General features: G+C 66.1%; 29 protein-coding genes. 5 read left to right on the top strand and 24 right to left on the bottom strand.

Translation table 11 applies throughout. The features are described 5' to 3' along the window. Positions 1-18: 18 nt before the first annotated feature. The 4 genes from F579_RS0100810 to F579_RS0100795 all read right to left on the bottom strand — a co-directional run bounded on the left by F579_RS0100810 (position 19) and on the right by F579_RS0100795 (position 3365). Positions 19-489 carry a DsrE/DsrF/DrsH-like family protein gene (locus F579_RS0100810; protein ID WP_012982189.1) on the bottom strand — a complete coding sequence of 157 codons (471 nt, stop codon included), beginning with the start codon at positions 487-489 and terminating at the stop codon, positions 19-21. A 130-nt stretch (positions 490-619) separates the two neighbouring features. Further along, entirely contained in the window at positions 620-763 is a 144-nt protein-coding gene (locus tag F579_RS15325; RefSeq protein ID WP_019024702.1) for a hypothetical protein, read from the bottom strand. An 84-nt stretch (positions 764-847) separates the two neighbouring features. Continuing rightward, on the bottom strand, positions 848-2437 hold the full coding sequence (locus F579_RS0100800; protein ID WP_019024703.1) for a dynamin family protein: 1590 nt from the start codon (positions 2435-2437) through the stop codon (positions 848-850). 214 nt (positions 2438-2651) lie between these two features. After that, complete coding sequence (locus F579_RS0100795; protein ID WP_019024704.1) at positions 2652-3365, bottom strand: hypothetical protein; 714 nt, start codon at positions 3363-3365, stop codon at positions 2652-2654. Between F579_RS0100795 and F579_RS15485 the strand changes: the two genes are divergently transcribed. Further along, the gene (locus F579_RS15485; protein ID WP_019024705.1) at positions 3364-4131 is read left to right on the top strand and encodes a hypothetical protein; all 768 of its coding nucleotides are present in this window, start codon (positions 3364-3366) and stop codon (positions 4129-4131) included. The genes F579_RS0100795 and F579_RS15485 overlap by 2 nt on opposite strands. An 86-nt stretch (positions 4132-4217) precedes the next feature. On the opposite strand, the gene F579_RS0100785 is transcribed toward F579_RS15485, so the two are convergent. From F579_RS0100785 to F579_RS0100765, 5 genes are all read right to left on the bottom strand, one after another. Beyond that, the gene (locus F579_RS0100785; protein WP_019024706.1) at positions 4218-4460 is read right to left on the bottom strand and encodes a hypothetical protein; all 243 of its coding nucleotides are present in this window, start codon (positions 4458-4460) and stop codon (positions 4218-4220) included. A 533-nt stretch (positions 4461-4993) separates the two neighbouring features. Then, the gene (locus F579_RS0100780; RefSeq protein WP_019024707.1) at positions 4994-5794 is read right to left on the bottom strand and encodes a hypothetical protein; all 801 of its coding nucleotides are present in this window, start codon (positions 5792-5794) and stop codon (positions 4994-4996) included. Positions 5795-6095: 301 nt separating this feature from the next. Further along, positions 6096-7139: a glycosyltransferase family 4 protein gene (locus tag F579_RS0100775; protein ID WP_019024708.1), complete on the bottom strand. Its 1044-nt coding sequence runs from the start codon at positions 7137-7139 to the stop codon at positions 6096-6098. A gap of 3 nt (positions 7140-7142) precedes the next feature. Beyond that, a complete protein-coding gene (locus F579_RS0100770; RefSeq protein WP_019024709.1) occupies positions 7143-7541 on the bottom strand; it encodes a 6-carboxytetrahydropterin synthase in 399 nt (132 codons plus the stop codon). Positions 7542-7572: 31 nt separating this feature from the next. Beyond that, complete coding sequence (locus tag F579_RS0100765; protein ID WP_019024710.1) at positions 7573-8559, bottom strand: zinc-binding alcohol dehydrogenase; 987 nt, start codon at positions 8557-8559, stop codon at positions 7573-7575. Positions 8560-8671: 112 nt separating this feature from the next. Here F579_RS0100765 and F579_RS0100760 point away from each other — a divergent pair, with 112 nt between their 5' ends. Together F579_RS0100760 and F579_RS0100755 are read left to right on the top strand one after the other, a co-directional pair. After that, a complete protein-coding gene (locus F579_RS0100760; RefSeq protein WP_019024711.1) occupies positions 8672-9448 on the top strand; it encodes a CDP-alcohol phosphatidyltransferase family protein in 777 nt (258 codons plus the stop codon). Next, a complete protein-coding gene (locus F579_RS0100755) occupies positions 9445-10059 on the top strand; it encodes a YceI family protein (protein ID WP_018993662.1) in 615 nt (204 codons plus the stop codon). Before F579_RS0100760 ends, F579_RS0100755 begins: the two co-directional genes overlap by 4 nt. Positions 10060-10074: 15 nt before the next feature. Here the strand turns inward: F579_RS0100755 and F579_RS0100750 are convergent, their stop codons facing one another. The 5 genes from F579_RS0100750 to F579_RS0100730 all read right to left on the bottom strand — a co-directional run bounded on the left by F579_RS0100750 (position 10075) and on the right by F579_RS0100730 (position 15540). Beyond that, on the bottom strand, positions 10075-11433 hold the full coding sequence (locus F579_RS0100750; RefSeq protein WP_019024712.1) for a YihY/virulence factor BrkB family protein: 1359 nt from the start codon (positions 11431-11433) through the stop codon (positions 10075-10077). 36 nt (positions 11434-11469) lie between these two features. Continuing rightward, positions 11470-12102, bottom strand: a complete 633-nt coding sequence (locus tag F579_RS0100745) for a YdbL family protein (RefSeq protein WP_038029245.1) — start codon at positions 12100-12102, stop codon at positions 11470-11472. 86 nt (positions 12103-12188) lie between these two features. Next, on the bottom strand, positions 12189-14225 hold the full coding sequence (locus F579_RS0100740) for a hypothetical protein (protein ID WP_038029432.1): 2037 nt from the start codon (positions 14223-14225) through the stop codon (positions 12189-12191). A gap of 26 nt (positions 14226-14251) precedes the next feature. Further along, positions 14252-15040 carry a YdcF family protein gene (locus F579_RS0100735; RefSeq protein WP_019024715.1) on the bottom strand — a complete coding sequence of 263 codons (789 nt, stop codon included), beginning with the start codon at positions 15038-15040 and terminating at the stop codon, positions 14252-14254. A 17-nt stretch (positions 15041-15057) separates the two neighbouring features. Further along, complete coding sequence (locus tag F579_RS0100730) at positions 15058-15540, bottom strand: Crp/Fnr family transcriptional regulator (protein ID WP_012982173.1); 483 nt, start codon at positions 15538-15540, stop codon at positions 15058-15060. Positions 15541-15644: 104 nt separating this feature from the next. On the opposite strand from F579_RS0100730, the gene F579_RS0100725 reads away from it, so the two are divergent. Next, positions 15645-16103: a DUF6231 family protein gene (locus F579_RS0100725; protein ID WP_018993664.1), complete on the top strand. Its 459-nt coding sequence runs from the start codon at positions 15645-15647 to the stop codon at positions 16101-16103. Between the two features lie 15 nt (positions 16104-16118). Here the strand turns inward: F579_RS0100725 and F579_RS0100720 are convergent, their stop codons facing one another. The 3 genes from F579_RS0100720 to F579_RS0100710 form a co-directional block, all read right to left on the bottom strand. Beyond that, positions 16119-17438 (bottom strand): MFS transporter, encoded by a 1320-nt coding sequence (locus F579_RS0100720; RefSeq protein WP_019024716.1) that lies wholly within the window; start codon positions 17436-17438, stop codon positions 16119-16121. Between the two features lie 23 nt (positions 17439-17461). Further along, entirely contained in the window at positions 17462-18196 is a 735-nt protein-coding gene (locus F579_RS0100715) for an MBL fold metallo-hydrolase (protein ID WP_026301080.1), read from the bottom strand. Positions 18197-18537: 341 nt separating this feature from the next. Further along, a complete protein-coding gene (locus F579_RS0100710; protein WP_019024717.1) occupies positions 18538-19206 on the bottom strand; it encodes a metalloregulator ArsR/SmtB family transcription factor in 669 nt (222 codons plus the stop codon). A gap of 199 nt (positions 19207-19405) precedes the next feature. On the opposite strand from F579_RS0100710, the gene F579_RS0100705 reads away from it, so the two are divergent. Beyond that, positions 19406-19858, top strand: coding sequence for a hypothetical protein (locus F579_RS0100705; protein ID WP_019024718.1), 453 nt, complete (start codon positions 19406-19408; stop codon positions 19856-19858). Between the two features lie 121 nt (positions 19859-19979). Here F579_RS0100705 and mnhG read toward each other — a convergent pair whose 3' ends face one another. Genes mnhG through F579_RS0100670 form a run of 7 tightly spaced genes read right to left on the bottom strand, consistent with a single transcriptional unit; the run spans position 19980 to position 25703 of the window. Next, positions 19980-20375, bottom strand: coding sequence for a monovalent cation/H(+) antiporter subunit G (gene mnhG / locus F579_RS0100700; RefSeq protein WP_012982167.1), 396 nt, complete (start codon positions 20373-20375; stop codon positions 19980-19982). Next, positions 20368-20643, bottom strand: coding sequence for a cation:proton antiporter (locus tag F579_RS0100695; RefSeq protein ID WP_018138677.1), 276 nt, complete (start codon positions 20641-20643; stop codon positions 20368-20370). The genes mnhG and F579_RS0100695 overlap by 8 nt, the downstream gene beginning before the upstream one ends. Positions 20644-20658: 15 nt before the next feature. Next, positions 20659-21132, bottom strand: a complete 474-nt coding sequence (locus F579_RS0100690) for a Na+/H+ antiporter subunit E (protein WP_012982165.1) — start codon at positions 21130-21132, stop codon at positions 20659-20661. Beyond that, positions 21129-22634, bottom strand: a complete 1506-nt coding sequence (locus F579_RS0100685; RefSeq protein WP_017925941.1) for a Na+/H+ antiporter subunit D — start codon at positions 22632-22634, stop codon at positions 21129-21131. The genes F579_RS0100690 and F579_RS0100685 overlap by 4 nt, the downstream gene beginning before the upstream one ends. Further along, entirely contained in the window at positions 22631-22978 is a 348-nt protein-coding gene (locus F579_RS0100680) for a Na+/H+ antiporter subunit C (protein ID WP_026301081.1), read from the bottom strand. The genes F579_RS0100685 and F579_RS0100680 overlap by 4 nt, the downstream gene beginning before the upstream one ends. Beyond that, positions 22978-23403, bottom strand: coding sequence for a Na+/H+ antiporter subunit B (locus tag F579_RS0100675; RefSeq protein WP_012982162.1), 426 nt, complete (start codon positions 23401-23403; stop codon positions 22978-22980). The genes F579_RS0100680 and F579_RS0100675 overlap by 1 nt, the downstream gene beginning before the upstream one ends. Beyond that, on the bottom strand, positions 23400-25703 hold the full coding sequence (locus F579_RS0100670) for a putative monovalent cation/H+ antiporter subunit A (protein ID WP_019024720.1): 2304 nt from the start codon (positions 25701-25703) through the stop codon (positions 23400-23402). The genes F579_RS0100675 and F579_RS0100670 overlap by 4 nt, the downstream gene beginning before the upstream one ends. Positions 25704-25746: the final 43 nt, after the last annotated feature.

Below are 25746 nucleotides of genomic sequence, written 5' to 3'. Positions count from 1 at the left end.
CCCAGGACTTCTGCCGGACTAGATGAACAGGCAGATATCGGACTCGCCGGCGAACTCGAAGAACGCGGCCGCGCCAGCATACTCGATGCCATCAATGAACTCGCTGGTGTCCATATCGAACAGGTCCACGGTCATCTGGCAGGCGATCATGCGCACCTCGGCCTCCTGGCAAAGCTCGCGCAGCTCCGCGAGATCGGAGACGCCCTTCGCCTTCATCTTGTTCTTCATCATCATGGTCATCATCTTCTGCATGCCCGGAAGGGCCTGCAGCATGACCGGCATCGGCATGGGCATGGGCATCCCCGGGTTGCCCAGTGAAGTGACCTGCAGGTCCATCTTCTTGCGCAGCAGCTGCAGCCCGTAAAAGGTGAAGAACACTTCGACTTCATAACCGAGCGCGGCCGCGGTCGAGGCCAGGATGAACGGGGGATAGCCCCAGTCCAGACTGCCCTTGGTCGCAATGATGGCCAACTTCTTGGTATCGCTCATTCACTCCTCCTTGGTGGTGGAGGATGGATTCGCCACAGCCCCCTGCGCGTAACCCACCCCCTGTGGACCGAGGTCACCCCGTGCGACCTCGATACTTGGATCTCGCTAAAGCATCGGTTATCCGGTCCGCCTATCTGGAAGCCAGACGCCCCTTGCGCCAGTCCCGGATCAATGCACACCCCGCACACACCCCAAGCGCTGCCAGGCTGGCCCAGACCGAGATCGGGACCAGAATCATGGCCAGCGCAAAGAGCATCCAGGCGATAACCGTCATGGTGATACTCCGTCATGGCCCTCGCCCCCCGACGAGGAAACCATGCATCGCGGACTAACCAGGGGAACGCCGCTCGGCGTTTCCCTAACGCGCTTCGGGGCGCTCCGCGGTTGCATCCCCTGGCGTCTCGACGGCCGGTGCCTGCTGTACGGCATCACCGGTCGACTCCGACACAGTACCCGATTGTGCCTGTTCTGCCGAGCGATGCACATCGGCGGCCGAGGCCCGCCCACCTGTGCGCGACACCGGCCGGGCATCCACAAACTGGTTATTCAGACGCTGGATATACGCCTCGGCGCGGTCACGCAGCGCATGCAGGCGGCCAACCTTGCGCCGTCCCAGGCCCAGCGGGGCACGCCCCAGCATCAATCGCCACGGGCGCGTGTTTTTTTCAAACGCCGCCCGCCAGTTACCGGCGGCAGATTCGGTCGGCAGCGTGCGCGCGATACGCCGCGCGACCCAGCGGCGGTTGAAGAAGTGGAGCCCGGCCAGTACGAGGACCAAACCGATGATGCCGGCGGACGTCCAGATCGGGTGATCCCCCATGGACGACCAGGCCGAGCCATCAAACCACGGGCCAAACCCGCCCGCCGTGTTGTGGCCGATCACGCCCAGGATCACGGCAATCACCGCGAACATCGCCGCATCGACTTGCAATACCCGGCGGCGCCATCGTTCCAGGGCCCGACGCAGGGCGGGCAACGCATCCATTTCGATGGATTCGGCGATCGCCTGCAGCGACCCGAGGATGCGGTACGAGCGTGACGAGCTGATCTCCTGGATCTTCTCGTGGATCTCCGCGCGGTCGCGCTGCGACTTTTCCTCGTAGCGTTCGCGCACCTGCTCGTCGCCGATCTCGACCCCGGCGCTCTCGTTGAACATGCAGTAGAAACGGCCGGTGGCATTCCCCTGACGCACGACCGCGCGTTGCCAGGCGGAGACGACCTCCTCCAGGTTGTCCTCGCGCCAGGTGGTATCGATCTGGTTGAGCACGAAAACCAGTTTGTTGAAATCGTTGCGCTCGGCGACGCGATTGACCAGGTGCTCCAGCGTGTCGCGCATCGCGCCCGGTTCCGGGTGCCGCGCATCGAAGAAGACGACCACCAGGTCGGACAGATCGATGATGTGGTCGGTCAGCTGCAGGATCGTGGCACGCTGCTCGTCGGCATCGAACCCGGGCGAGTCGATCAGGATACGCCCGCGCAGGCGCTCGGAGTTGGCGGTCTTCATCGCCAGAAAATGGTCCACCGTGCGACCACCGCCATCGGTGATGCGCTCGATCTCGTCGGATACGCGGTAGAACGGGAAGCGCGGATCGCCGTCCAGTGCCAGTCCCGGCAACTCCTGCACCCGCTCGCTGCCACCGTAGCTGATGACCGTGAACTTGTCGTCCACCGCCTGCGACCCACTGCGCTGAACGGTGGTGCCGACGTATTCGTTGATAAACGTGGATTTGCCCGAGGAGAACGTCCCCAGTACCGCGATCATCGGCCACCAGGAGATGGTGAAGGCGTAGGAGTCGTCCTGCGGATTCAGCAGCCCGGAGGCGTAGCCGACCCGGTCCAGTTCGCGGAAGGGATCGACGACCCCCTTGAGGACCGGATTTTCTTCGGCGAGGCGATCGCTCAGCAGCTTGAGCTGCTTGCGCACGCGGCGACCAGGACGATTAAACATGCGGACTCCGTTGCAGCGGTGGCCATCCGGAAGACACAGCTCCTCGGTGCCCGGATGCCTCCGCGATGTGAATTGGCTCCATTCATCATACCCACTGCGCCCACGCCTGTGTGGCCCGCAATATGGGTTACGACCCCGGCAAACGCCGGCGATCCAGCGTTTGCCTCACAAAGGCTCGAAAACGTCAAAGAAACGCGTACTGGTTCGCGTTCTTCTATCGATACTCATCCAGGTGCGCCGCACCCTCCTCATGATGACGGTCGTAAACCGGGGCGAGGCGCTCGATCATGCGCAGACGCTCGCTCTCGGGCAGCACCTTGAGGGCACCCTCCCAGGCATCCATTGCGGCCTCGAAATCGCGCATGGCAAACAACGCGTTGCCGAGTTCGCCATACAGATCCGCACGTTGCACCGAATCCTTCGGCAGCGCCTCCAGACCCTCGCGCAGCACGCCCACCGCCGCGCGGGGTCCCGCACGCCAATAGGCATCACGCCCAGCCTGCAGAGCCGCCTGGGCAAACTGCGCGGCGCGCTCCGCGTCCGCCTCGACCGCTGCATCACCTTCGAACGCGGGCTCGCGCTCGGCAGCCAGGTCAGCAGCCGCCTCATCCTCCGCGTCTTCCTGAGCGTAGGGCTGATCATGCGCGGCCCCGGTCATGGGATCGGGATCCCCCTCGTCATCCAGGTCACGGGCAGGCCCAGGGCGGACATCGTCTTCCGCGGCTTCATCCTCCGCGGCGGCCTCGTCCTGCGCATCGGCATCGTCGGCCGGCACTGCGTCGGCCTGCTCGGCCGCCTCGTCCTCGGGGATCGCCTCGGCACTCGGGGCCAGCACGTCACGTGCCGACCAGGCGATGAACCAGAGCACGATCACGATCACGATGAAGTAGCGGTTGATAAAACTGCGCGGCTTGTCTGCGTTATCCATGCATCACCTTTCGGTTTACCTTCCAGTTCAATCCTACATCCTCTGTAGCAGACGGTCCGCACCGCGCGTTATTCGCCCGGAACGGTCAATCGTTCATCTCCGGGGTCAGGTCGGTGTCGTCGTCAAAGGACGGTTCGTCACCCATACCACCCTCGGTCGGGGGAGGATCGCCGGGGCCATCCCCGCTGGTCCCACCCGGGGGTTCGGCATCACGAGGGGGCATATCCTGACCACCCGGCGGCTGGCCCTGGGGCGGTTGCCCCTGAGGTGGCTGACCCTGAGGTGGCTGGCCCTGGGGCGGTTGCCCTTGCGGCGGCTGGCCCTGAGGCGGCTGACCCTGCGGCCCTTGTCCCGGCGGAGCGCCCTGCGGGTCGCGACCTTGGGGATCACGCGCGCCCGGGGGCTCGCCCGGCTCTACATCGCGTTGTTGCGGGTCTCGTTGCTGCGGGGGTTCGCCCTGCCCAGGCGGCGGTGCACCGCCCGGGGTACCGCCCGGAGGCGCTCCGCCTGGGGGCCCCCCCGGCGCGCCACCCGGAGGGGCGCCGCCAGCCGGGCCACCCGGGTCGCCACCCGGACCGCCACCTGGTGCCTGGACTTGATCCAGACCGTGGCCCCGTTCGCTCTCAAAGGCGGGGCGTTCACCCAGACCGGAAGGCCCGGAATAAGGCGCAAGACCGGAATTGTCGCCAGGAGCGTACTGTGCGGAAACGGTAAAGGGGATGGCCATCAGGGCTCCAAAGACCCCGGCCTTGAGAAGACTGCGTGACTGGCTCATGACGAAACCTCCGTCGGAGCTGACTGCGTGAATTCGGGGCCGGACGAACATCCGGCCCCCGTAGGTCGCGCCAGGATTCAGGATCCGTTGGCGTCGGTTTGCTGCTCTTGCATGGCCTCGCGGTGACGGCGCATTTCCTCGCGATAGACCTCGCGCGCACGCTCCGCGGCCTGGCGGTGTGCCTCGCGCATTTTTTCGTGCTCGGCCTGGCGTTCGCGCATGTGCTCGCGCATCGCCTCGCGGTCCTCGGGATCGAAGTCCGGTTCAAAGTCGCGCATGCGCTCCTTCCCGCCGGGGCCGTACGGCATGCCGTACTGCATCGGCCCTCCGTGATAGGGACCGTGATAAGGCCGCTGGCCGTAACCGGGACCATAGCCGTGCCCGTGTCCGTACCCGTAGCCGTAACCAGGCCCGTAACCATGCCCGGGCCCATGGGGGCCCGGGCCCATGGGCCCGTACATCATGCCTCTATGGCCAGCCCCCCGGGGGCCTGGGCCATATGGCCCCGGGACCGCTTCTCGGTGCATCATGCCCGGCCCGCCAGGATGTCCACCCTGACCGTGCATTCCCGGGTAGCCATAAGGACCGGGGATGGTGGGCGCGTGCATGGCGCCCGGCTTGTCAGACGCGGAATCTGCATCCTGGGCCAGCGCGGGTCCCGCCAGTAGCAGGCCGGCAACGCATGCAACACCCTTGAAAAAGTGTTGTGGTCTTTTCATGTTCGGGCTCCTTCTCCAGGCGCCGCCAGATTCAACCGCAATGCGGGATTCTGGCGAACTGCACGTTCTCCTCAAGGCATGTGACAACACAATCGCCGCAGTTACTCCCGCCAATTACGCGAGGGAAACACTGATCAGCGTTTCCCTAACACCAGCATATCGCAGTGCCCAACGCTCAGATGCACCCGCCCGTCCGCGATGTCCCTGACTCGGGAACGCGCCCAGTCCCGGAACAATGGACGACCCTGCGGCTCCATCTCGGCGGCCGCCTCCGCCCAGCCTCCGATCAACGCGGCCGCCAGCGCTGCCTGACCCTTTCCCAGCCGCCAGTCACTGGTCTCGGTGATCACACGAAGGCCGTTGGTGGTCAAGGCACGGGCACAATAAGCCGCGGCATCGGGCCCCAGGGCCGGGCCAAAGCCCTTGTCCGTACGCTGATGGCGATTCACTGCGGTACGCACGCGCTCGTCGGCCGCATGCGGGTGGCTCCACTCGATGCGCCCATCGTAGCTGAGCGCGAACAGCGCCGGGACCGGCGATTCGATCAGCGTCATCACCAGGCGGTCGAGCCAGTTCGCCGAAACCAGATCCAGCAGGGCAGAGGCCGTCACCAGACCTGCATCCGGCGGGATCGGGGGTGGCCCACCCGAGAAATCGAGCACCTGCGGGGTGATGGTAACGGCCTCGTGCGGAGCCGCGATGGTCGCCAGAAGATCGGCGTCATGATCCACCAGGGTCCAGTGCTGCGGCCCCGTCAGGCGCGGCGCCAGGTAACGCAGGTTGGAACCGGCCCCGCTGCCCAGATCCATCACCTGCAGAGGCCATTCGCATAGAGCAAGCGCGTCGTTCAAGGGGCCGAGCAGAGAGTCCGGTCGGGCCGCATGATCCGCGGGTTCGCGCAGGGCCAGCCAGTCCCCGGCAAAGCGTTCGGGCATCTCAGGCCGCCTCCATGGAAACACTGATCCATGTACACGCTCGCTGCTTCGTCGCTTTTGCGTGCGAACAAGGCGCGGCGACTGCCGTGCAGTCATTCTGCACAAGGGAGCCGCAACGCCGTGCGCATGCCCGTTTTTGATAACAACGGGCGGCCGAGCCCCTTCGCGGTTGGCACCCCAGGTTCCCTGATCCTGCGTTGCGGCCCGAATCAATCAACAACGGACCGGTAGAAGCACTACAGGCTGCGCACCGCGCCTTGTCTCGGAAAACCTGGGGTACCCACGCGAGCGTGTACATGGATCAGTGTTTCCCTAGCCACTGGGCCAGACGACGGGCACCCTCCGTCCAGCCCGGCAACGACTCGGCATGCGCGCGCCCCGCGCGGCCCATGCCCCGACGCTGTTCGGAGTCGCACAGCAGGCTTTCCAGCGCCCGGCGCAAGGCGTCCACGTCGCCGGGCTGCACCAGCAGGCCGGCGGTCTCCGGCACAGTCCGGGGGATAGCCCCACCGGTGGTCCCGATCACTGGGAGCCCGCGCATCATCGCCTCGGTAAAGGCCATGCCAAAGCCCTCGTAGGCGCTCGGCAGCACGAAGATCGAGGCCTGGTCATATCGCTCCGCCAAGCCCTTGCGTGTCAGCACGCCCGGGGCCGAGATCCGCGAACCCAGACCACTCTCGGCAATGGTCGCACGCACAGCGGACGTGTAGTCCGGGTCGCGATCCATGGCACCGGCCAGCTCGGCCCGCCAGGACCAATCGCGCAGGCCGGTCAGCGCGCGCACCAGCTCGAGCTGTCCCTTGCGGGGCACCCAGGCGGCCACGCATAACAGCACCGGCACCCCGTCCTCCGGGCCACGGGCTAGCGGCGCCGGTTCCACGCCAGGCGGGATGCTGCAAAGGCGTTCGGACGGCACACCCCAGTCGGCCACCTGCGCCCGCGTATAGTCACTGGTCACGACCACCCGCGAGGCGAGGGCCACGGCCGCACGCTCGGACGCGAGCAGTTCGCGCGAGCGCGTGGGCACAAGCCCCGCCTCCAGGCCCAGCGGGTGATGCATCAGGTAGACGAGCCGCAGGCGCGCTGCGTGACGCTGCAAGGTGGCGGGATACGCACCCGCGGCCAGTCCATCGAGCAGCACCCGCATGCCATCGGGAAAGCCCGCCAGGACCTCTTCGAGGGCTCGTTCCGCGCGCCCATCAGGCCCGGGGAACTGGCCCTGCAGCTCGCGCAGCTCGATCCGCCAGCCCTGCTCGCGCAGCCCGGCGATCATGCGCGCGTCGTAGCGGTACCCGCCGGTGGGCTGGTCCAGTGCCCCCGGGACCACGAAACCAAGCTCGGGCATATCTCAGGGAGCGCCCTCGTAGCTCGCCCAGGCCACATGGGACTCGTGCAGGGTCACCGCGACGGCATCCAGCCCCCGGGCCGACTCACCGAGCTCCCCCTGGGCAATGGCCTGCGCCACGCGCTGGTGGATCGCGTGGGCCAGAAACTCGGTGGTCGTGTTCTGCCCGCGAAAGTCTTCGCGCTCGTCGAGGTTCTGGTAATTGAGCTCGCCCAGGATGGCCCGCACGACCTCGCTTGCCCGACCGATATCCACCACCAGGCCATCGGCATCCAGTGCCGCGCGACGAAAGGTCACGTCCACCACATAGGTAGCGCCGTGCAGGTTCTGCGCCGGGCCGAACGTCTCGCCGGAGAAGCTGTGGGCGATCATGAAGTGGTCACGGACATTCAGGCTGTACATGCGGTTTCCTTGCGTGATTGTGCGGGCGGGATCAGTAGCGAATGCGGTGGCACAGCGTACGGTCCGCCTCTGGCCCTGTCACCCGTTGCATCACGACCGGGAGATCGACAAACGCATCCTCGCCGGTAATGAGACCGTCCAGGGCCGGGTCGTCGAGCAGTGCAAGTGCGAGCGCCAGCCGTCGCCGGTAATCCCAGCGCGGCGCCCGCTCGGGCGGGATACGCCCGACCTGCGAGCTGCGCAGGGTCAGGCGGCGTGCGTGGAAGCCTTCGCCCAGCGGCAGATCCACCGGCTGGTCACCGTACCAGCTCATCTCCACCACCCGCGCCTCGACGCCCGCCAGGCTCAGTGCCTGACGCAGACCGGCCGGGTTGCCGCTGACATGCACCACCAGGTCCAGGTCCTGCAAGAAGGCGTCCTGGGCGGCCTGCTCCGGGGTCAGAAGGTTCAGGTCGAGTGCGGCACAGATGTCTTCGCGCGCAGGGTTGGGGTCGACCACGGAGACCTCGGTTCCGGGAATCCTTCGCAACAACCAGGCGGCGAGCAGGCCCACCACGCCCGCGCCGATCACAGCGATACGATCCCCGGGACCGACGGCGCTGTCCCAGACCGCGTTGATCGCCGTCTCCATGTTGGCCGCCAGTACCGCACGTTCGGCGGGCACACCCTCGGGAATGGACACCACCGCACTGGCAGGCACGACATACTCCGACTGGTGCGGGTGCAGGCAGAACACCGTCTGCCCCGCCCCGGGGCCCTCGACGACGTCGCCGACACTGATATAGCCGTATTTCACCGGCGCCGGGAAGTCGCCTGTCTGAAAAGGCGCGCGCATCGCGGCGTACTGGCTGGGGGGGACGCGGCCATGAAACACCAGAGACTCGGTCCCGCGGCTGATCGCGGAATAGCGACTGCGCACCCGCACCTCGTCGGCACCGGGCGCCTCCAGCGGCTCGTCACGCAACTCGCCCCGGCCGGGTCCGGTGACCCAGAAGGCGGTGGCACGGGGAGCGCTCATGGAGCGGTTCGATCATCGTCCGGCATGGGGCCAGTGTGGTCGATGGTCGTGATTCCCGGCAACTCGCGGGCGTATCCTCGGTCCTTAACACTGTGAGGACTACACTCGAGCCATGGATTCCACGCTGACCTCCAACCGCTGGCCGGAACGCGCGCGCACGGGCCTGCGCACCTGGGCGCGGGACTGGGCGCTGGCCGGCGCGGGCGGCCTCGCACTGTCCGCGCTGCTGGGCTGGCAGATCGGCACTGTCACCCCGCTGCTGATCGCGCACGTCGGGATCTGGCTCCTGCTAGGTATGATACTGGTCCTGAACACACCCCAGACCGGGCTTACAGAACAGCAGCGCGGACCCGGGCCCGCCAACCGCGTAACCCTGGCCCGCGCCGCGATCGCGACCCCGCTCGGGGCACTCATTCTGGCGGCCGCTGCCGCCCCCGAGACGGTCGTACTGCTGTGGGTCCTGGGACTCGCCGCAGCGGCCCTGATCCTGGACGGCGTGGACGGTGCCGTTGCCCGCCGCACCGGTAGCCGCACGGCCTTCGGCGCCCGCTTCGACATGGAGCTGGATGCGGCCATCATCCTCGCCCTCTCGATCCTGGTCTGGTGGATGACCGCGGTCGGGATCTGGGTCGTGCTGATCGGCGCCATGCGCTATCTGTTCCTGGGTGTGCAGCGCATCTGGCCCTGGCTGGGCGCGGACCTGCCCCCGAGCCGTCGGCGCCAGGCGGTCTGCGTGCTGCAGACCGGCGTACTCCTGGTCGCCCTGCTCCCGGGCCTGCCCCCGATGGCGGCGATCGCCGTCGCCCTGGCGGGGCTTGCGGCCCTGACCGGCTCGTTCGCCACCGACATCCACTGGCTACACCGTCATCGTCCCGGAGGTTCGACATGATCCACGCCCGCACCCCACGCTCCCTGCTCCTGGCCGGTCTGCTGGCCCTGGCCCTCCCCGTCTCCGCGCTGGCCCAGGCCGATCGCTGGGAGATCGACCCGGAACACTTTGCAGTCGGCTTTCTGGTGGATCATGCCGGCTACGCCAAGGTGCTGGGCATGTTTCTGGAGGCCGAGGGCGAGTTCACCTTCGACCCGCAGACCCGGGAACTGCGCGAAGGGTATTTCGTCGTGCAGACCGACAGCGTGTTCACCAACCACGAGGAGCGCGACGACCACCTGCGCAGCGATGACTTCCTGAATGTCGCGGAATACCCGGAGATGCGCTTCACCGCGACCCAGTACGAGCCCACCGGCGACGACACCGGACGCCTGACCGGCGACCTGGAGCTGCTGGGCGAGACCCGCCCGGTGACCCTGGACGTCACGATCAACAAGGTCGGTCGCTATCCGTTTCCGCTCGGTGGGGTGTTCGGACGGCCCTACGTGCTGGGCGCCTCGATGCGCGGCAGCTTCGACCGCTCGGACTTCGGCATGACCTATGGCCTGACGCGCGACATCGTGGGTGACGAGATCGAGCTGATCATCGAATTCGAGGCCCAGCGCCAGTAAGCCCGGCGCCGGGACTCAGGTGGCCGCCGCCGCGGCCCCCTCGCTTTTCAGCAGGTCGCGCAGCGTACGCCCGTCCAGATGGTCCCGGCGTGCGACCTCCAGTTCCTCCAGCGTGGCCTCGACTGCCGGGTCGCCCTGCAAACGGCGCAGGGCGCGGGCATCCGCATCCTGGCGCAGGGCCTCCAGGATCTCGTCCACCCGAATCCGCTCCAGATCACGCCCCGGCACATAACAGGTGGCATCGGTGCCGGCCCGCACCAGCAGACCCGCCGACTCGAGCGCCTGCGCGACCTCGCCCAGTGCATTGCCCGGCACTGACAGGTCATGCGCCACATGATCCAGTGTTGGCGGCGAGCGGCCGTCGAGGAAACGCTGGCCCACCTGCTGCATCAGGTGCAGGCCCATGCGTTCACGCGCCGCGCCGGACAGGCGCAGGCGCAGGCCGCGCACCGTCATGTACTCGGGGTGCTGCACGTAGAAGGCCACATTCGCCCCGATCAGCAGGATCAGCCAGGCCAGATAGATCCAGATCAGCAGCAGGATCATGATCGCAAAGCCCGAATAGATCGCGTCATAGCGCGTAGACCCGGCCACCATGGTCGCAAAGCCCCAGCCCACGCTCTGCCACAGCAACCCGGCCACGACGGCCCCGACCAGGGCCGGGAACAACCGTACTCGAGTGTTTGGCACAAACACGTAGATGAAGGTGAACGCCGCCATGATCAACAGATACGGAACCATGCGCGAGGCGCCGGTGATCAGCGTGCCAAACGGCTCGATCCCGGCCAGGGTCTGCATGGCCGTGGTGGACATTACCGTCGCGGTGATCCCCAGGGCGGAGACCACCAGGAGCGGACCAATCAGGATCACCGACAGGTAGTTGGAGAAGCGCTGGGCGAAATTGCGACTGTTCTCGACCCGCCAGATGGTGTTGAACGCCAGCTCGATTTTCTGCACCAGCGCGATCACGGTGTAGACGAGGAACAGCAGACCGACAAAACCGAGTACGCCGACCCGCATGTTGTCGACGAACTCGATCACGTTGTTCGCGATCTCGACCCCCTGCTCCCCCAGGGGCTCGAGAAACCCCAACACCACCGGCTCGACCGCGTTGTGCGCGCCGAAGGCCTTGAGTACGGAGAACGACAGCGCGATCAGCGGGACGATCGACAGCAGCGTGGTGTAAACCAGACTCATCGCGCGCAGCGTGAGCTGACCCTCCTTGGCCTCGTGCACGATCGCGCCCGCACCCCGCACGATCCCGAGCAGCAGGGCCTTCCAGCGCGGCAGCCGCGTCAGGTCGGTATCCTGCACCAGCGATACCAGCCGTCGGCGCTGGGCCTCGATGCGTTCGGCCAGCGTCAACGCCGGCACGGACCACTCCCTGTGCCTGACAGGCTCATCGGCGGGCTATTTTTGCTGCCACTGGCCGCTGCGGTCCTGGTACCAGTACCCGGAGGGCGCCTCCTCCACCCAGACCCGGGCGAAGGTCTCGCGAATCCGGTCTTCCCAGTCCGGGCGATCGTTCGCGCGCGCGATCTCGCGGTAGAGCGAGTCGCGGTCCGAGTTTTCCTCGCTCACCAGCCGCTGCACGGTACTGCGATCGCGCAGCGGGACCTCGGACAGGTCACGGATCACCACATCGGCATTACGCCCGAAGCCGATCGCCCCGCTACGAAAATGCGGCGCGAGCTGTGGCGCCCGCTCGCGCATGGAGGCACGGATACGGTTGATCGCCGGTGTCTGGATCTGCAGGTCCGGACTCTGCGCGGCAGCCGGGCTCACCAGTCGATCCAGCACCCAGGCCAGCACTGGCAGGTTGCCATTCGCCGGGGTGTTGCGCGGCATCAGCATCGCACCGGGCTCGGCCTCAGGTGACACTTCCGACTCCGGGGTGCCTTCCTCGACCTGCAGCGCGTCGCGTACGATCGCGCGCGCCGCCTCCTCGGCCGCGGCCGTCGGGAAATAGATATTGATGGTCACGCAGCCCGCCATCAGGGCGAACACCAACGCCAGTCCCGGAATACTCCATAAAGCCTTCATGCCGTACTTCCCTTGTCGAGGCGGTTCAACCCGCATGATGCCCAATCTACACCAACACCCTGAACGGCAACCAAACGCCAGGCCGCTTATTGCACCACCGGGCCCTCACCAGCCTGGATGGTCGCCAGGCGGTTGATCAGTTCGGGCCAGTCGACCCGGCGGTTGTAGCCAATAACCTGAATCTGCGGGATGCCCCCGCCCTGCACCAGCACGAAGCCACCATCCGGGCGGTCGGCCACGCCGGAGGCGGTGCAGACCTCGCCACGCAACTCGCAGCGAAACCCGAGACGGCGGTAGCTGAAGTTCTCGAACACCCGCAGGAAGACCGACGAGGCCGCGGCCTGCAGTCCCCCGCCCAGCTCGGTGATGTTCTCCACTGCGCGCTGGCTGATCCGCCGGCGCCCACGATCACGCTCCGGCGTCATCAACTCCAGATCCATGTGCACCGGCGACCAGTCCACCATCACCAGATCGCGCACATGCCCGGAGATACGGCCCTGCACGCGACCGAAGTCGAACGCCTGCGTCAGCGGATCCAGGTCCAGCCGCTGGATCTCGGCTGACAGGCCCAGCTCCGGGGCATAGCCCAGCAGGTTGTGGATATACACATCACGCAGCACCACCTCGCCATTGAACACCTGGACCAGCAAACGGCCATCGACGTTCAGATCCCCCCGCTCGTAGCGCACCCGGGGGATCATGCCGGCCAGCCGCCCGGAGAATCGCGGCCAACCCAGCACCTCGGTCAGCGGCTCCAGGCTGATCGCGCGGATGCCGCCCTCGAAGCGCACATCCGGGCCCGAGTCCGTCTGGCGCAACTCGAAGGCCCCAACCCGCAACCCGCCATCGAAGATCGGGATCTCGGTTTCGGCCAGCAGCTCCATTCCGGCCGGCAGGGCCCGGACCTGCGCCTCGAACGCATCGAACGGCAGCCCGTACAGGTGCGCGGCATCCAGCGCGAAGGTCCCGGGGCTGCCCGCCTCGTCCGCCGACCAGTCGAGCGCCCCGCGCGCACCGGCCAGGCCGAAACGCCCCCGCCGGTCGCTGGCATCCAGTTCCGCCCACTCGAGATCCGCGCGCCGAGGCTGCGAGCCCGCCAGCTCCACATGCCCTGCGATCTGCCCCCCGGTGGCCAGATCGCCGAGTACCGTCCCGGCCAGCCAGGGCGCCAGCAAGGAATCGTAGACCGGGGCGAGCGCATGGACCCGCCCATGAAAGACGCCATCCAGCCCCGTCTCCTGGTCATAGGCCACCGCCTCGCCGCGTGCCTCCAGCGCATCGCCGTAACGCAGATCCAGGGCATCCATCCGGAATGCCAGCGCCCCGGGGTCCCCCTCCAGCCCGTTCAGGGAGAGCTCCACCGGCCCCTCGTCGTCCAGGTCCACGAACCACGGATCGATGTAGACCACGCCACCCTCCAGTGCGAGGTCCAAGTCCCAGCGCGTGCCGTCCCCGGACAACTGCGCCTGGCCGCGCAGTTCCTCGCCGGCCTGCAGGCCCAGCGGATCGCTGAACGCAACATCTTCCAACCCCAGACGTGCGGTGAGCCGGCCATCCGGGCGCAACCGCAGATCGAGGTCGGCCCGTCCCCCGTCGACGGCGACGGGGAGTTCCAGCGGCAAGCGGTCAAATGCCGCCAACGCCTGGAGATCCAGCCCGCGCAACCGGGCATCGACATCCCAGCCGCGTTCGGGGGCGAAATCCGCGCGCAGGCTTCCGCGCCCACCAAACCAGCCGGGCCAGTCCCCGGCCAGCCGGAGATGGCCGCTGTCGCGGCCCCAGGCCAGCGACAGGCGGTGCCCGTCCAGCCGCAGGTCGCCCGAGCGTCCCCACAGGCGCGCGTCGTCACAGGCCACTTCGCGCCGGGTCAGGCGCAGATCGGTACATTCCACCCGCGCGGCCGTCAGCGTGCCCACCGGCTCCGGCAGCTCGATGCGCTCGGCACGCAGCTCCAGGGTCAGACGCCCGTCGCGCCAGCCGATGCGGGAACTCATCCCCTCGGCGCTCAGGGCCTCGTGCACCAGCGACTCGATATTGAGCTCGGCCCCGAGGGAGACGTCGGGCTCGGCCTGCGCCGAGACCGATGTGGCCACGAGGCCTGACGCACAAAGCCCCGCCAGCATCCAGCGCACCGGGCGGGGCACGGGACTCAGTCTCCCGAACTGCCGCGCAGGCGCTCGCGCAGGGGCAACGCCGCCCGCGCCAGCCACTCGCGCAGGGCAAAGCGCGAGGTCTCGATCGCCTCGGTCGTGGGCAGGAAGTACCGCAGGCCACGCGGATCAACGGTGGTACCGCGGAAACCAGCGGGCGCCGGGTAGGCGTCGAACCCGGCGCGCTCAAAACACTCCAGGGCCCGTGGCAGATGCATCGCCTGAGTCACGACCAAAACGGCATCCACGCCCTGCCCCTGCAGGCGCTGGCGTGTATGCGTAGCGTTCTCGCAGGTGTTGCGCGAGGTGTTCTCGAGCCAGCGTGCCGAGACGCCGAGATCCTGCTGCAGGGTCGCGGCCATCAGTTCGGCCTCCGAACGCCGCCCGGGCAGCGCCCTCGGTACACCGCCCGAGACCACAATGGGGAGATCGGTGGCACGATGCAGCCGCGCGCCCTCGCGCACACGCTCGTGGGTGCGGGGGTTCAGGGCATCGTGGCCGGCGTCCTCCGCGCGCCCCACCCAGCGGCCGCCGCCCAGGATCACGATCGCATCCGCCCGCCCGGTCGCCAGTACGCTGTCGCGCACCTCGCGCTCGAGGGTATCCGCCAGGGGCTGTGCCACGACCTGCAGGCTGGGCAGTACCAGGGCGACCAGCCCCAGCGCCAGGAGCGGCCGGCCACCACGCCAGTCGGCCCGCCACAACAGCACGCCCAGCAGCGTAAGGGTCATACCCAGCCCCGGCGGCAACAGCAGGTGTTCCGCGATGGTTTGCAGGGACGCGAGCATGGGCGGTCCCGGGGGGCTTACTTCTTGCCCGGGGAGTAGAGGTAGTGGGCGTAGGTCGCCACGTCCTCCGAGACACGGCGGATCAGGTGATCCAGACTGATGATCGCGAACTCCAGCAGGTTCACCGCGATATACGGGTTTTCCACGCGCAGGCGGTCGTACATCGAGCGCGACAGGCGCAGCAGCCGCGTCTTGTCGCTCAGCGCACGCATGCGCACGCCGCGCGGCACGCGGTCAAAGAACGACATCGAACCCGCCAGCTCTCCGGTCTGCATGCGGCCCACCTCGATCTCCTGGCTGCCATCGTCGTGATACAGCGCGGCCGTCCCGCTCACCACGAAAAACAGCGACTCGCCGACCTCGCCGATATCCGCGATCACCTGCTTGTGGTGGGTCTCCACCACCTCCAGGTATTCGAGCAGGACTTCGACCTCCGCAGGCGTCAGGGACGCGGAGATCGGGTGCTTGGAGAGGAATTCGGTCAGCAGTTCCTTGGACATGAGGGGGCTTCCTTCTGACGGGTCCGCAGTAGCAGTGGGAGTGATTTAGAGTATAACGAACGCGCCGTCGGCACAGGCGACGGGAATCACCAAGGAGGCCTGCGTTGATCGACATTGATGCCCTGCGCCGACATCTGCCGCGCCGTCTGCGCGAAGGTCGGGCCCTTCTGCTCGCGGCCGGGGCCCAGCCACCGGACAGCCCACCGGGGCTGGAACAGATCACCGTGGAGGCCTTTCTCGAACACCCACCCGAATCCCGCGTGCCATTGGTCCTGCTACTGGACACCCTCAGCGCCCTGGATATCCCGATCGGCCAGCATCTGCTCGGCGGGCTGCGGGATCGCTGGGCCGACGAGGTGCTGATCCTGCATCGGCTGGACGATGAACGCTGGGGACTGAATGAGTTTCTGGCACTGGGTTTTCGCCGCGACCCGGACGCCGAATCGGCCGCGCCGGATCATGCGGTCTACCGCACCAGCCTGTACGACTACAAGCTGACGCCGGACTGGCTGAATGCCCGCTTCTGGGCCAACCCGGACATGTGGGACAAGGCGCGCTGGTAGGCGCGCGGCGGGTGCCTAATCCTTCTCGGGATTCAGCCGCGGGTGGGTCTCCTCCCCCCACAGCAGTACCAGCGCACCGGACAGGAACATGGCGATGGCCACAAACCAGAACCCCCAGGTCACCGAACCCCCGATGTGGGCAACGATCCCCAGGGCCAGTGCACCGATGCCGTAGCCGAGATCGCGCCAGAAGCGGTAGGTCCCGATTGCGGAACCGCGCCAGTTCGGATGGGCAATATCGGCGACCGCCGCGCTTAGATTGGGATACAGAAGCGCCATGCCAAAGCCGGTTACGGCCGCCGCGAACGACCACCAGATGACCCCCTCGCCCAGCAGCGTCAGGGCCACGCCAGCGCCGCAGATCCACATACCCCACACGATGGGCTGCAACCGCCCCACATGGTCGGAGAGCTTGCCGGTGGCGAACTGCGAGCCACCCCAGACAAAGCCGTAGATTCCGACGACCCAGCCGATCGCGGCCAGGCTCAGCCCCTGCTGATACAGGAATACCGGATAGAACACCCAGACCAGGGCATCGACGAACTTCTCCACCAGGCCCGCCTGGCTGAACGCAGCCATGCGCCGGTCACGCCAGGACATCAGCGTGAACACCTCCCAGGTGGTCGGCGTATCGGCGATCGATTTGGGGTACCGCGGTTGCGGCCCGGTGGACTGCCCGGCCGCATGCCGGGCCCCCTCGGCCTTGGCCCAGTCCAGGGTCTCGCGCACCCACAGTGCGGTCATCAGGATCGCGATCGCGATCACGACTACGCCGAACACGAACACCCCCATGCGCGGCCCGAGGGCAGCGGCCATATAGCCGGTCACGATCCCGGCCACGGCCACCCCGACATAGCCGGAGAACTCGTTCATGCCCATCGTGAAGCCGCGTTCGTCGCCCCGGGTGATGTCCATCTTCGCGGTCTGGGTCATCGACCAGGCGAGCCCCTGATTCACGCCTAACAGGATGGTCGCGGCCACAATCCAGCTCCAGGATGGCGCGTAGAGGATCATGAACGGGATCGGGATGGCCGCCATCCAGCCGAGCATCAGAACGGTCTTGCGCCCCATGCGTTCGGACAGCCGCCCGGCAACGAAATTGAGCACGCCCTTGACCACGCCGAACGCGACGACGAACGCGGTCAGCAGCATGAACGAGCCCTCGGCCACGCCGAACTCGTCCTCGGCCAGCGCCGGGATGACGGTGCGCATCATCCCGATCGTCAGGCCCACGAAGAAGACCTGGATCAGTTGCTGCCCAAACTGCCCGAGGTTCTCGCGAATCCCGTGGGTCAGGTGTTCATAGGCCTGGGCGGCCCTGGATGGATCGCTCATCAGAGTTCCTTGTCTTGCGCCACTCAGGCCGCGATATTGGCGGCTACATAGGCGTCCATGCCCGCCGGTCGCGGGGGGATATCACTCGTCAGGAAGTCGACGAACGCATCGCGATCGCTGAATGCGAGCCCCGGATTAAAGCGTTTCTCGAAACCCAGGGTGGAGGACGGCTTGCCCGACAGGCCCGCGCCGCAGGCGCTTCCAGCGTAATGGCCCGGATAGATCTCGAGCTCATCCGGCAGCCCCAGCAGCCGCTGATGCAGGCTGTCGTAGAGCCGCCCGGCCATCTCGCGCTCCTGCCCGGCCAGATCGGGTCGCCCGACGCTCCCGATAAACAGCGTGTCCCCCGTCAGCACGAACCAGGGCTGCCCGCCGCGACGTTTGTCGGTCACCAGCAGACACACGCTGTCCTCCGTATGGCCCGGCGTGTGGAGGACCTCTACTTCGACATTACCGGCCTCGATCCGGTCGCCATCGCGCAGGGGATGAAAATCAAACTCGACCACCTCGCGATCCGATTCATGAAGGCAGTACTTCGCGCTGGCGCGCTCTGCAAGATCACGACCACCGGAATAGTGATCGGCATGGACATGGGTATCGATCACGTGCGTGATCTCGACGCCAATCTGGCGTGCCTGCTCCAGGAACCACTCCTGGTCACCCTCGACGACGTCCACAGCAATCGCCTTGCCGAGCGACCCGCATCCAAACAGATACGACAATGAAGATTCTGTAGTCGGTAACTGACGGAAAAACATGAGACACCTCCTGGATCATCCATGATGACGGCCAGAGATCGCCGAGAATGGGGAATCGAGTGGTTCCGTTCCGGGAACCTCGCCCCACAATCGAACGGAATCCACCTGACACAGCATTCATTCTAACGTTCGTTAGAACGTAACCTAGTCCGCGACCGAAGGGATGTCAAATACGTGCTGGCGTATGCGGATGGGGCTCCAGCGCAGCACACGGACGAACGTCCGATTGCACATAGCCCACAGGCCGCCGCTGGAGGCGCTGTTGTGGGAGTAAACGAACTGGCGGGCGGTCCGCCAGCCGAGGTGGGCTCAGCGGTCTGAGAGACCCGGGGAAAGACTGATCAGTGTTTCCCTTGTTCCAGGGGCAGACCCTGATGGCGCCATTCGGCGACACCGTGGTCCAACCGGACGGCGCGGAAGCCGTGCTCGCCCAGGATCGCGACCGCATCGCGCGCCATCAGGCAGTACGGTCCCCGGCAATAGGCAACGACCGGGACATCCGGCGCCAATTCGTCCAGACGCTGCTTCAACTCGCGCAGCGGGATGGAGCGGGCGTGCGGCAGATGCGCGGTGGCGTACTCGGTGTCCGGGCGAACGTCCAGCACGATGACCTCGCCCTTGCGTGCCTGCTCCAGAAGCTCATGGCCGCTCAGCGGGACCATGTCGCCGGCACTGGCTGCCATGTCGCGCACAGCGCCCTGCAACTCCAGCAACCGGCTCTCGGCCAGCTCCCGCAGCACAACCCAGAAGTCGGCCACCCGCGGGTCTGCCAGACGGTAGAAGATACGCCGTCCATCGCGCCGGGACTCCACCAGATGGGCCTGGCGCAGCTCCTTCAGATGGGCACTGGCCAGCTTGACGCTGATCTGGGCATCCGCCGCGAGCTGGTCGACGCTCTTCTCCCCCTGCACCAGGACCTCGATCAGTTCCAGCCGCTTCGGGCTGGACGCCGCCTTGCCAATCCGGGCGACCTGGTCATAGAGCAAATCTTTCAGTTCGCGATCGGACATGAACGCATTCCAGATGGGGAAGTCGGCAAGGTAGACCGCCCCGACCCGACGCGCAAGGCCCGAGCGGGAGCGAGGGTTTGTTGCGCCGAATTCTTTCTTGACTAAATTACTCAGGAACTATTCATCAGCAGTTGGTAACAAACTAACCAACAAGCCGTGCCCCGACCCAGGGGCACCCGTTCCCGAAAGGAGGACAACCATGAGCCAGCTGATCCACAACTTCCCGGCCGACGGCGTCGTCACCATCAACCGCGTGATCCTGAAGCCGGAGTACAGCATCGATGACCTGCAGGAGCGCGTCGCCATGCTGTGCGAAAACGTAAAGACCTATCACTCGGACACCGGCTTCGTTGGCGGCTTTGTCGCACTGAACTCCGGCGCCGTCTCCAACGAGGGCTCCACCATCGGCCAGGCCGTGGAGAGCCCGATGAAGGACAAGGAGGCGCTGATCATCACCTTCTGGCGCAGCTTCGAGGAACACGAGGCCTCGCACCGCAGCGAGACCTTCCAGCCGCTGTTCCAGGAGGTCCTGGAGCTGTGCGAAAACGGTAACGAAGAGATTGCCTACGAGATGCTCTGGTCTGGCGCGGCCTATTCGCCGGACGAGGCCAAGGCCGCTCGCGAGGCGAAGGAAACCCATCAGGCGGCCTGAACCCGCATTGATGGCTGAGTGACCTCCAGTCGTATTTCTCTCCTGCGACTGTGCCCATTGCCGGGACCTTGCGTCCCGGCTTTTTTATGGCTAACCGACCAAGGCGCCAGCCTGCTCGGACTCAGCGCCGGGGCTCGTCGTCCGACGAGGACTCGTTCATCTCCGGGGGCGAGGCCAGCGTGTGGGTCTTGTCGTCATAGCGGCCCTTCAACTCGTCCGCGCGCGTGTGCTCCCACAATGGCACCCCGACGAAGTAGCCGGCGCGGCCAATCGCATGCGCGGCCACCGGGGCCGTCAGCAGCAGGAAGCCGATCACCGCCACGGCTCGGGTGGTCACGCCTCCGTCACCGAAATAGACGGCGACCCCCACCATCATGAGACCAGCCCCAAGCACACCTGCCTTGGTCGTCGCGTGCAGTCGCATCGGCAGGTCCGGCATGCGGACGAGCCCCAGCGCGGCTACCACCATGAACGCGGCACCGGACACCAGGAACAACGCCGTCAGTAGCTCAATCATCTTCGCGATGCCCCCCTTTCTCGAGATAGCGGGCAAATCCGACCGCGGCGAGGAAGGCGGTCAGGGCCAGCACCATTGCCACGTCGATAAACGGGGTCCGGCCACTGGAGATCACGTACACCGCGATAAAGCCAATGGTCAGGGACGCGATCAGCTCCAGCGCCACCACGCGATCGGGCAGCGTCGGCCCAAGGTAGAGACGCCAGAACCCCAGCACCAGGGAGATGCTGAGCAGGACATTGGCCACGATGATGGCGATTTCGAACATCTGTGTCCCCCGCGCCTAACGCAGGACCTCCAGGGCCCGGTGTTCCAGATACTTGATCGAGCGGATCACCGCGTCGCGGTCTTCCAGATACATCACGTGGATGTAAAGCACCTTCCGGTCGGTCGATACGTCCAGGCTCAGGGTGCCCGGCGTCAGCGAGATCAGGTTCGCGACGATCGTGATCTCGCCATCGGTCTGCGCATCCAGCGGAAAGGCAATCACGCCCGGCACCATGTGGTGCGTCGGCGTCATCACATCGTAGGCGACCTTCAGGTTCGACAGGAACAGTTCCCACAGGAAGAACCCAATGAAGGCGATGAACTTGGGCACCCGTCGCGCGTAGCTCGCGAAGGCCGGCTTGTCACGCAGCGCGAACGCCAGCAGGACATAGCCGAGGAAGAACCCGATCAGCAGGTTGCCCCCGGTGAAGTTCCCGGTCAGGAACACCCAGATCAGGGCCAGCGCGATATTCCAGGTCAGCGCGATCATTGCCGTGAATCTCCCAGCACGGCTTCAATATACTGCGACGGATCCAGGAGCTGCTCGGCGGACATCGCCGCCATCTGGTAGATCGGCTCGCCGTACAGGCCGATGGCCACGGTCATCAGCGCCAGCATGATCACCGGCACCCACATCCAGATCATCGGGCCCGAGCTGACATCCCGGAGCTCGCCCTCGACCCCTTCCGGCTGCGCCTTCCAGAACACCTCGGCCCAGATCTTGATCATCGAATAGAGCGTCAGCAGGCCCACCACCAGTGCCACGGCCACGACCCAGTAAGCCTCGGCCTCGATGCCAGCGCGGATGATGATGAACTTGGCGAAGAACCCGGACAGCGGTGGCAGACCCGCCAGCGACAGCGCCGGGATCAGGAACAGCACCCCCAGCATCGGGTTCGTGCGGTAGATGCCACCCATGTGCTTGAGCTCGTGGGTGCCCTTCATCACGAAGGTGATCCCGCTGATCAGGAACAGATTCGCCTTCACGATGATGTGGTGCATGATGTAGAACACCCCACCGACCAGTGCCAGCGGTGTAAACAACGCCAGCCCCATGATCATGTAGCCGATCTGGCTGATGATGTGGAACGACAGGATGCGCCGGAACTCGTAGTGGGCGGCCGCCCCGAGCACGCCGGTCAGCATCGTGGCCGCGGCCACCCACAGCAGGATCTCGTGGGTGTAGTCCACATCCTGGTTGAAGATCAGCGTGAACACGCGGAACAGCGCGTACACCCCGACCTTGGTCAGCAGGCCCGCGAACAGCGCGGAGACCGCGACCTTCGGCGTGTGATAGGACGCCGGCAGCCAGAAGAAAAACGGAAATGCCGCCGCCTTCACCCCGAACGCGACCAGATACAGCATCGCGATCACGGTGATCAGCCCGGTGTCCTCGACCGTGGAGAGCTTGTCGCCGATGTCCGCCATGTTCAGCGTGCCGGTCAGACCGTAGGTCAGACCGATCGCGGTCAGGAAGATCATCGACGACAGCAGGTTCAGGGTGACGTACTTGATTGCCCCCTCCATCTGCGAGCGCTCGCCCCCCAGGATCAGCAGCGCAAACGACGCGACCAGCATCACCTCGAACCAGACATAGAGGTTGAAGATGTCGCCGGTCAGGAAGGCGCCGTTCACCCCCGCCAGCAACAGATGCAGCAGCGGGTAGTAGCCGAACTTCTCCGACATCTTGCCGATGCCCGATAGCGAATAGAGCGCGGTCGCGAAGCCGATGATGCCGGTCAGCACCACCATGATCGCCGCCAGCATGTCGGAGACCAGCACGATACCGAACGGTGCCGGCCAGGAGCCCATCTCCATCACGACATGGCCGTGCTCCCAAGTCTCCATCAGCAGCCAGACGGTGGCCGCCAGCATGGCGCCAGTGCCGAGCACGCCCAGCGCGCGCTGGGCAAAATGCGAGCGCCAGAACATCACCGACAGCGCGCCGGCGAGCAGCGGGATGATGACCGGAAGGGCAACGGACATATTCATCGATCCGTGTCCTTCATCTGGTCCATGTCATCGGCCTTCACGACCTCGTAGGCGCGATGGATCAACACCACGGCGAAGGCCAGCACGCCAAAGCCGATCACGATCGCGGTCAGCACCACGGCCTGCGCCAGCGGATCGGCCGACAGCCCTTCGGGAACCGTGGCACCCGGCGGGATCAGCGGCGGCGCGCCCGGCAGCATGCCGGCCAGCGTAAAGATCAGCAGGTTGGCCGCGTTCGACAGCAGCACCAGTCCGATCACCAGCTTGACGATCGAACGCCGGAGCATCATGTAGATGGCCGCGGCGTACATACCGCCGACCACGAAGGCCATGACGACTTCCATCAGTCTTCTGCCTCCGCCAGGTTGAGCATGATCGTCAGCACCGACCCGATCACGACGAGATAAACGCCGATGTCGAAGATCAGCACGGTGGAGAGCTTGATCTCGCCGAAGACCGGGGCCGTGAACTCCCACCACTGGGCCGTGAAGAACGCCTGTCCCAGAAAGGCCGCGGGCAGTGCGCTCACGACCGCCAGCACCATGCCGGCACCCAGCAGGTCGCGCGGGTCCACGCGCAGCACCTTTCGCGCAGAGCGGATATCCATGGAAAACAGGTACAACACGATCGCCGCCGCCGCGACCAGGCCACCGATAAAGCCGCCACCCGGCTCGTCATGGCCGCGCAGCAGCAGAAACACGGAGAACAGCAGCAGCAACGGCAGCAGGAAGTGCCCGGCCGTGCGCAGGATCAGCGAGTGCATGTTCATCGGCGGTGGTCCTCCGCGCGGAAGCGAATCATCGCGTACACCCCGATCGCCGCCAGGGCGAGCACGAAGATCTCGCCCAGCGTATCCAGGGCCCGGAAGTCCACCAGCACCACGTTCACGATATTACGGCCATAGCCCGAGGGCTCCGACTCCTCGATGAAGTACTGCGAGATCGAGTCGAACAGGCGGGCATCCAGGGTGCTCAGCATCAGCAGCGTGATCATGCCGCCGGTGACCAGCGCAATACCGGCGTCGCGCAGCCGCAGCGCGGTAGACGACAGATTCAGGAAACCCGGCAGACGGAACAGCACCAGCACCAGCAGGATCACCGTCAGAGTCTCCACCAGCACCTGGGTGATCCCCACATCCGCCGCGCTGTACAGCACGTACACCAGGGCGACCGTAAAGCCCAGAGAGCCCAGCGCTGCCACGGCGCCCAGACGCGAGCGCGTCAGCACCGCGAACAGCATCGACGCCACCAGGATCGCGATGATGGCCATTTCGTGGATCTGCAGGCGCTCGAAGTGCACCGTGCCGACACTCACGTCGAACAGCTGGGCGGTCACGCCGACCAGCCCCGCCGTCATTGCCACGATCACGATCACGTAGTAGCGCAGATAGCCGTTCTGCAGCACCCGGGTCTGCCATTCGGAGATCCAGACCAGGCCATCCATCATCTTGAAATAGCCCTTCTCCGGTCCGTACTCGGCGGCCCGGTCGACCCAGCCCAGGGCCCGACGCGCCTGCTCCCAGCGCCAGTAGAGCAAACCACCCGCGACCAGGCTGAAGGCGGAGATCGCCAGCGGCCAGTTAATGCCGTGCCACAGCGCCAGGTAGCCATCCACCGGCGCGCCCTGCACGCTCGCCGCCGCGGCGTTGACCAGCCCTTCGTCCGCCAGCCCCGGCCCGAGACCGAAGATCAGGCCCAGGCTCGCCAGCACGACCGGGCCGGCCAGCATCGCCGGCGGTGCCTCGTGGTGCGGGGTCTTGGGTGTTTCCACCCGAGCCCCGAACCACGGCCGGATACCGACGATGGCGGCGACCGCCACGCCGAGGATCGCGGTCAGTACTGCCAACAGCGTCAGGATACCCACCAGACCCGGGGCCTCGAGCACCGACTCCAGCATCAGTTCCTTGGCAACAAATCCGAACAGCGGGATCACCCCACCCAGCGACAACGCCGCAAGAATCGCAAAGGCGGCCGTGATCGGCAGCGCGGTGCGCAGCCCCCCGGTTTGCAGGAAGTCCTTGGCTCCGGCCTCGTGGTCGAGGATACCCGCGACCATGAACAGCGCGCCCTTGTACAGCGAGTGCGCCAGCAGGAAGGCCATCGCGGCCATCAGCGCGGTCTCGGTGCCGATACCAATCAGCATGGTCAGCGTGCCCAGCGCCATCACGGTGGAATAGGCCAGGACCTGCTTCACGCCCGTGCTGCGGAAGGCCAGGAAGACGCCCGTGAACATGGTGATCGCGCCGAACAGCGCCAGCGTGGTGAACCAGATATCGGTCCCACCCAGCGAAGGATTCAGGCGCGCCATCAGGTACACCCCGGCCTTCACCATGGTGGCCGAGTGCAGGTATGCGGAGACCGGCGTCGGCGCGGCCATCGCACGCGGAAGCCAGAAGTGGAACGGGACCTGGGCCGACTTGGTAAAGGCCCCGATCAGTATCAAAATCAGTAATGGCAGGTAGAGCGCGTGCTCGCGGACGAGATCGCCGTTGGCCAGGATCTCGGAGAGCTCGTACGAGCCGCCGGCCATCGCCAGCATGATGATCCCGGCGAGCAGCGCCAGGCCGCCACCGACCGTGACGATCAGCCCCTGCAGTGCGTACTTCCGGGCGTCAGCGTTCTCGTGGTTATAGCCGATCAGCAGATAGGACGTGATGCTCGTCAGCTCCCAGAACACGAACATCGCGATCAGGTTGTCCGCCAGCACCAGCCCCAGCATGGAGCCCATGAAGGCGAGGATGATCACGTAGAAACGTCCGAGGTCGCGGTGCCCTTCGAGGTAGCGCCCGGCATAGGTAACGATAAAGAACCCGATACCCGAGATCAGCAGCGCGAACAGCAGCGACAGGCCGTCCACCAGGAACGACAGGTGGATATCCAGCCCCGGCAGCCAGGGCCAGCTGAGCACGATGGACTCGCCCGCGGAAACCGCGGGGAGAAAACTCAGGAAATAGAGGAACAGCGCCGCCGGGAGGAGCCCCAGCACCCAGCCGCTGGCGCGACCGGTGACACGATGGACCGCGGGTGCGATCGCGGCCACCAGGAATGTTGACAGAATTGCGTAGAGCATCCGGCCAGCTGAGTCCTTATGCGTCGGGCGTTATCCGCGTGAC

It is taken from the genome of Thioalkalivibrio sp. ALJ21 (genome assembly GCF_000378605.1).
Taxonomy (GTDB): domain Bacteria; phylum Pseudomonadota; class Gammaproteobacteria; order Ectothiorhodospirales; family Ectothiorhodospiraceae; genus Thioalkalivibrio.
The sequence above is the reverse complement of the archived record's forward strand: the minus strand, read 5'-3'. Positions and strand labels throughout refer to the sequence as shown.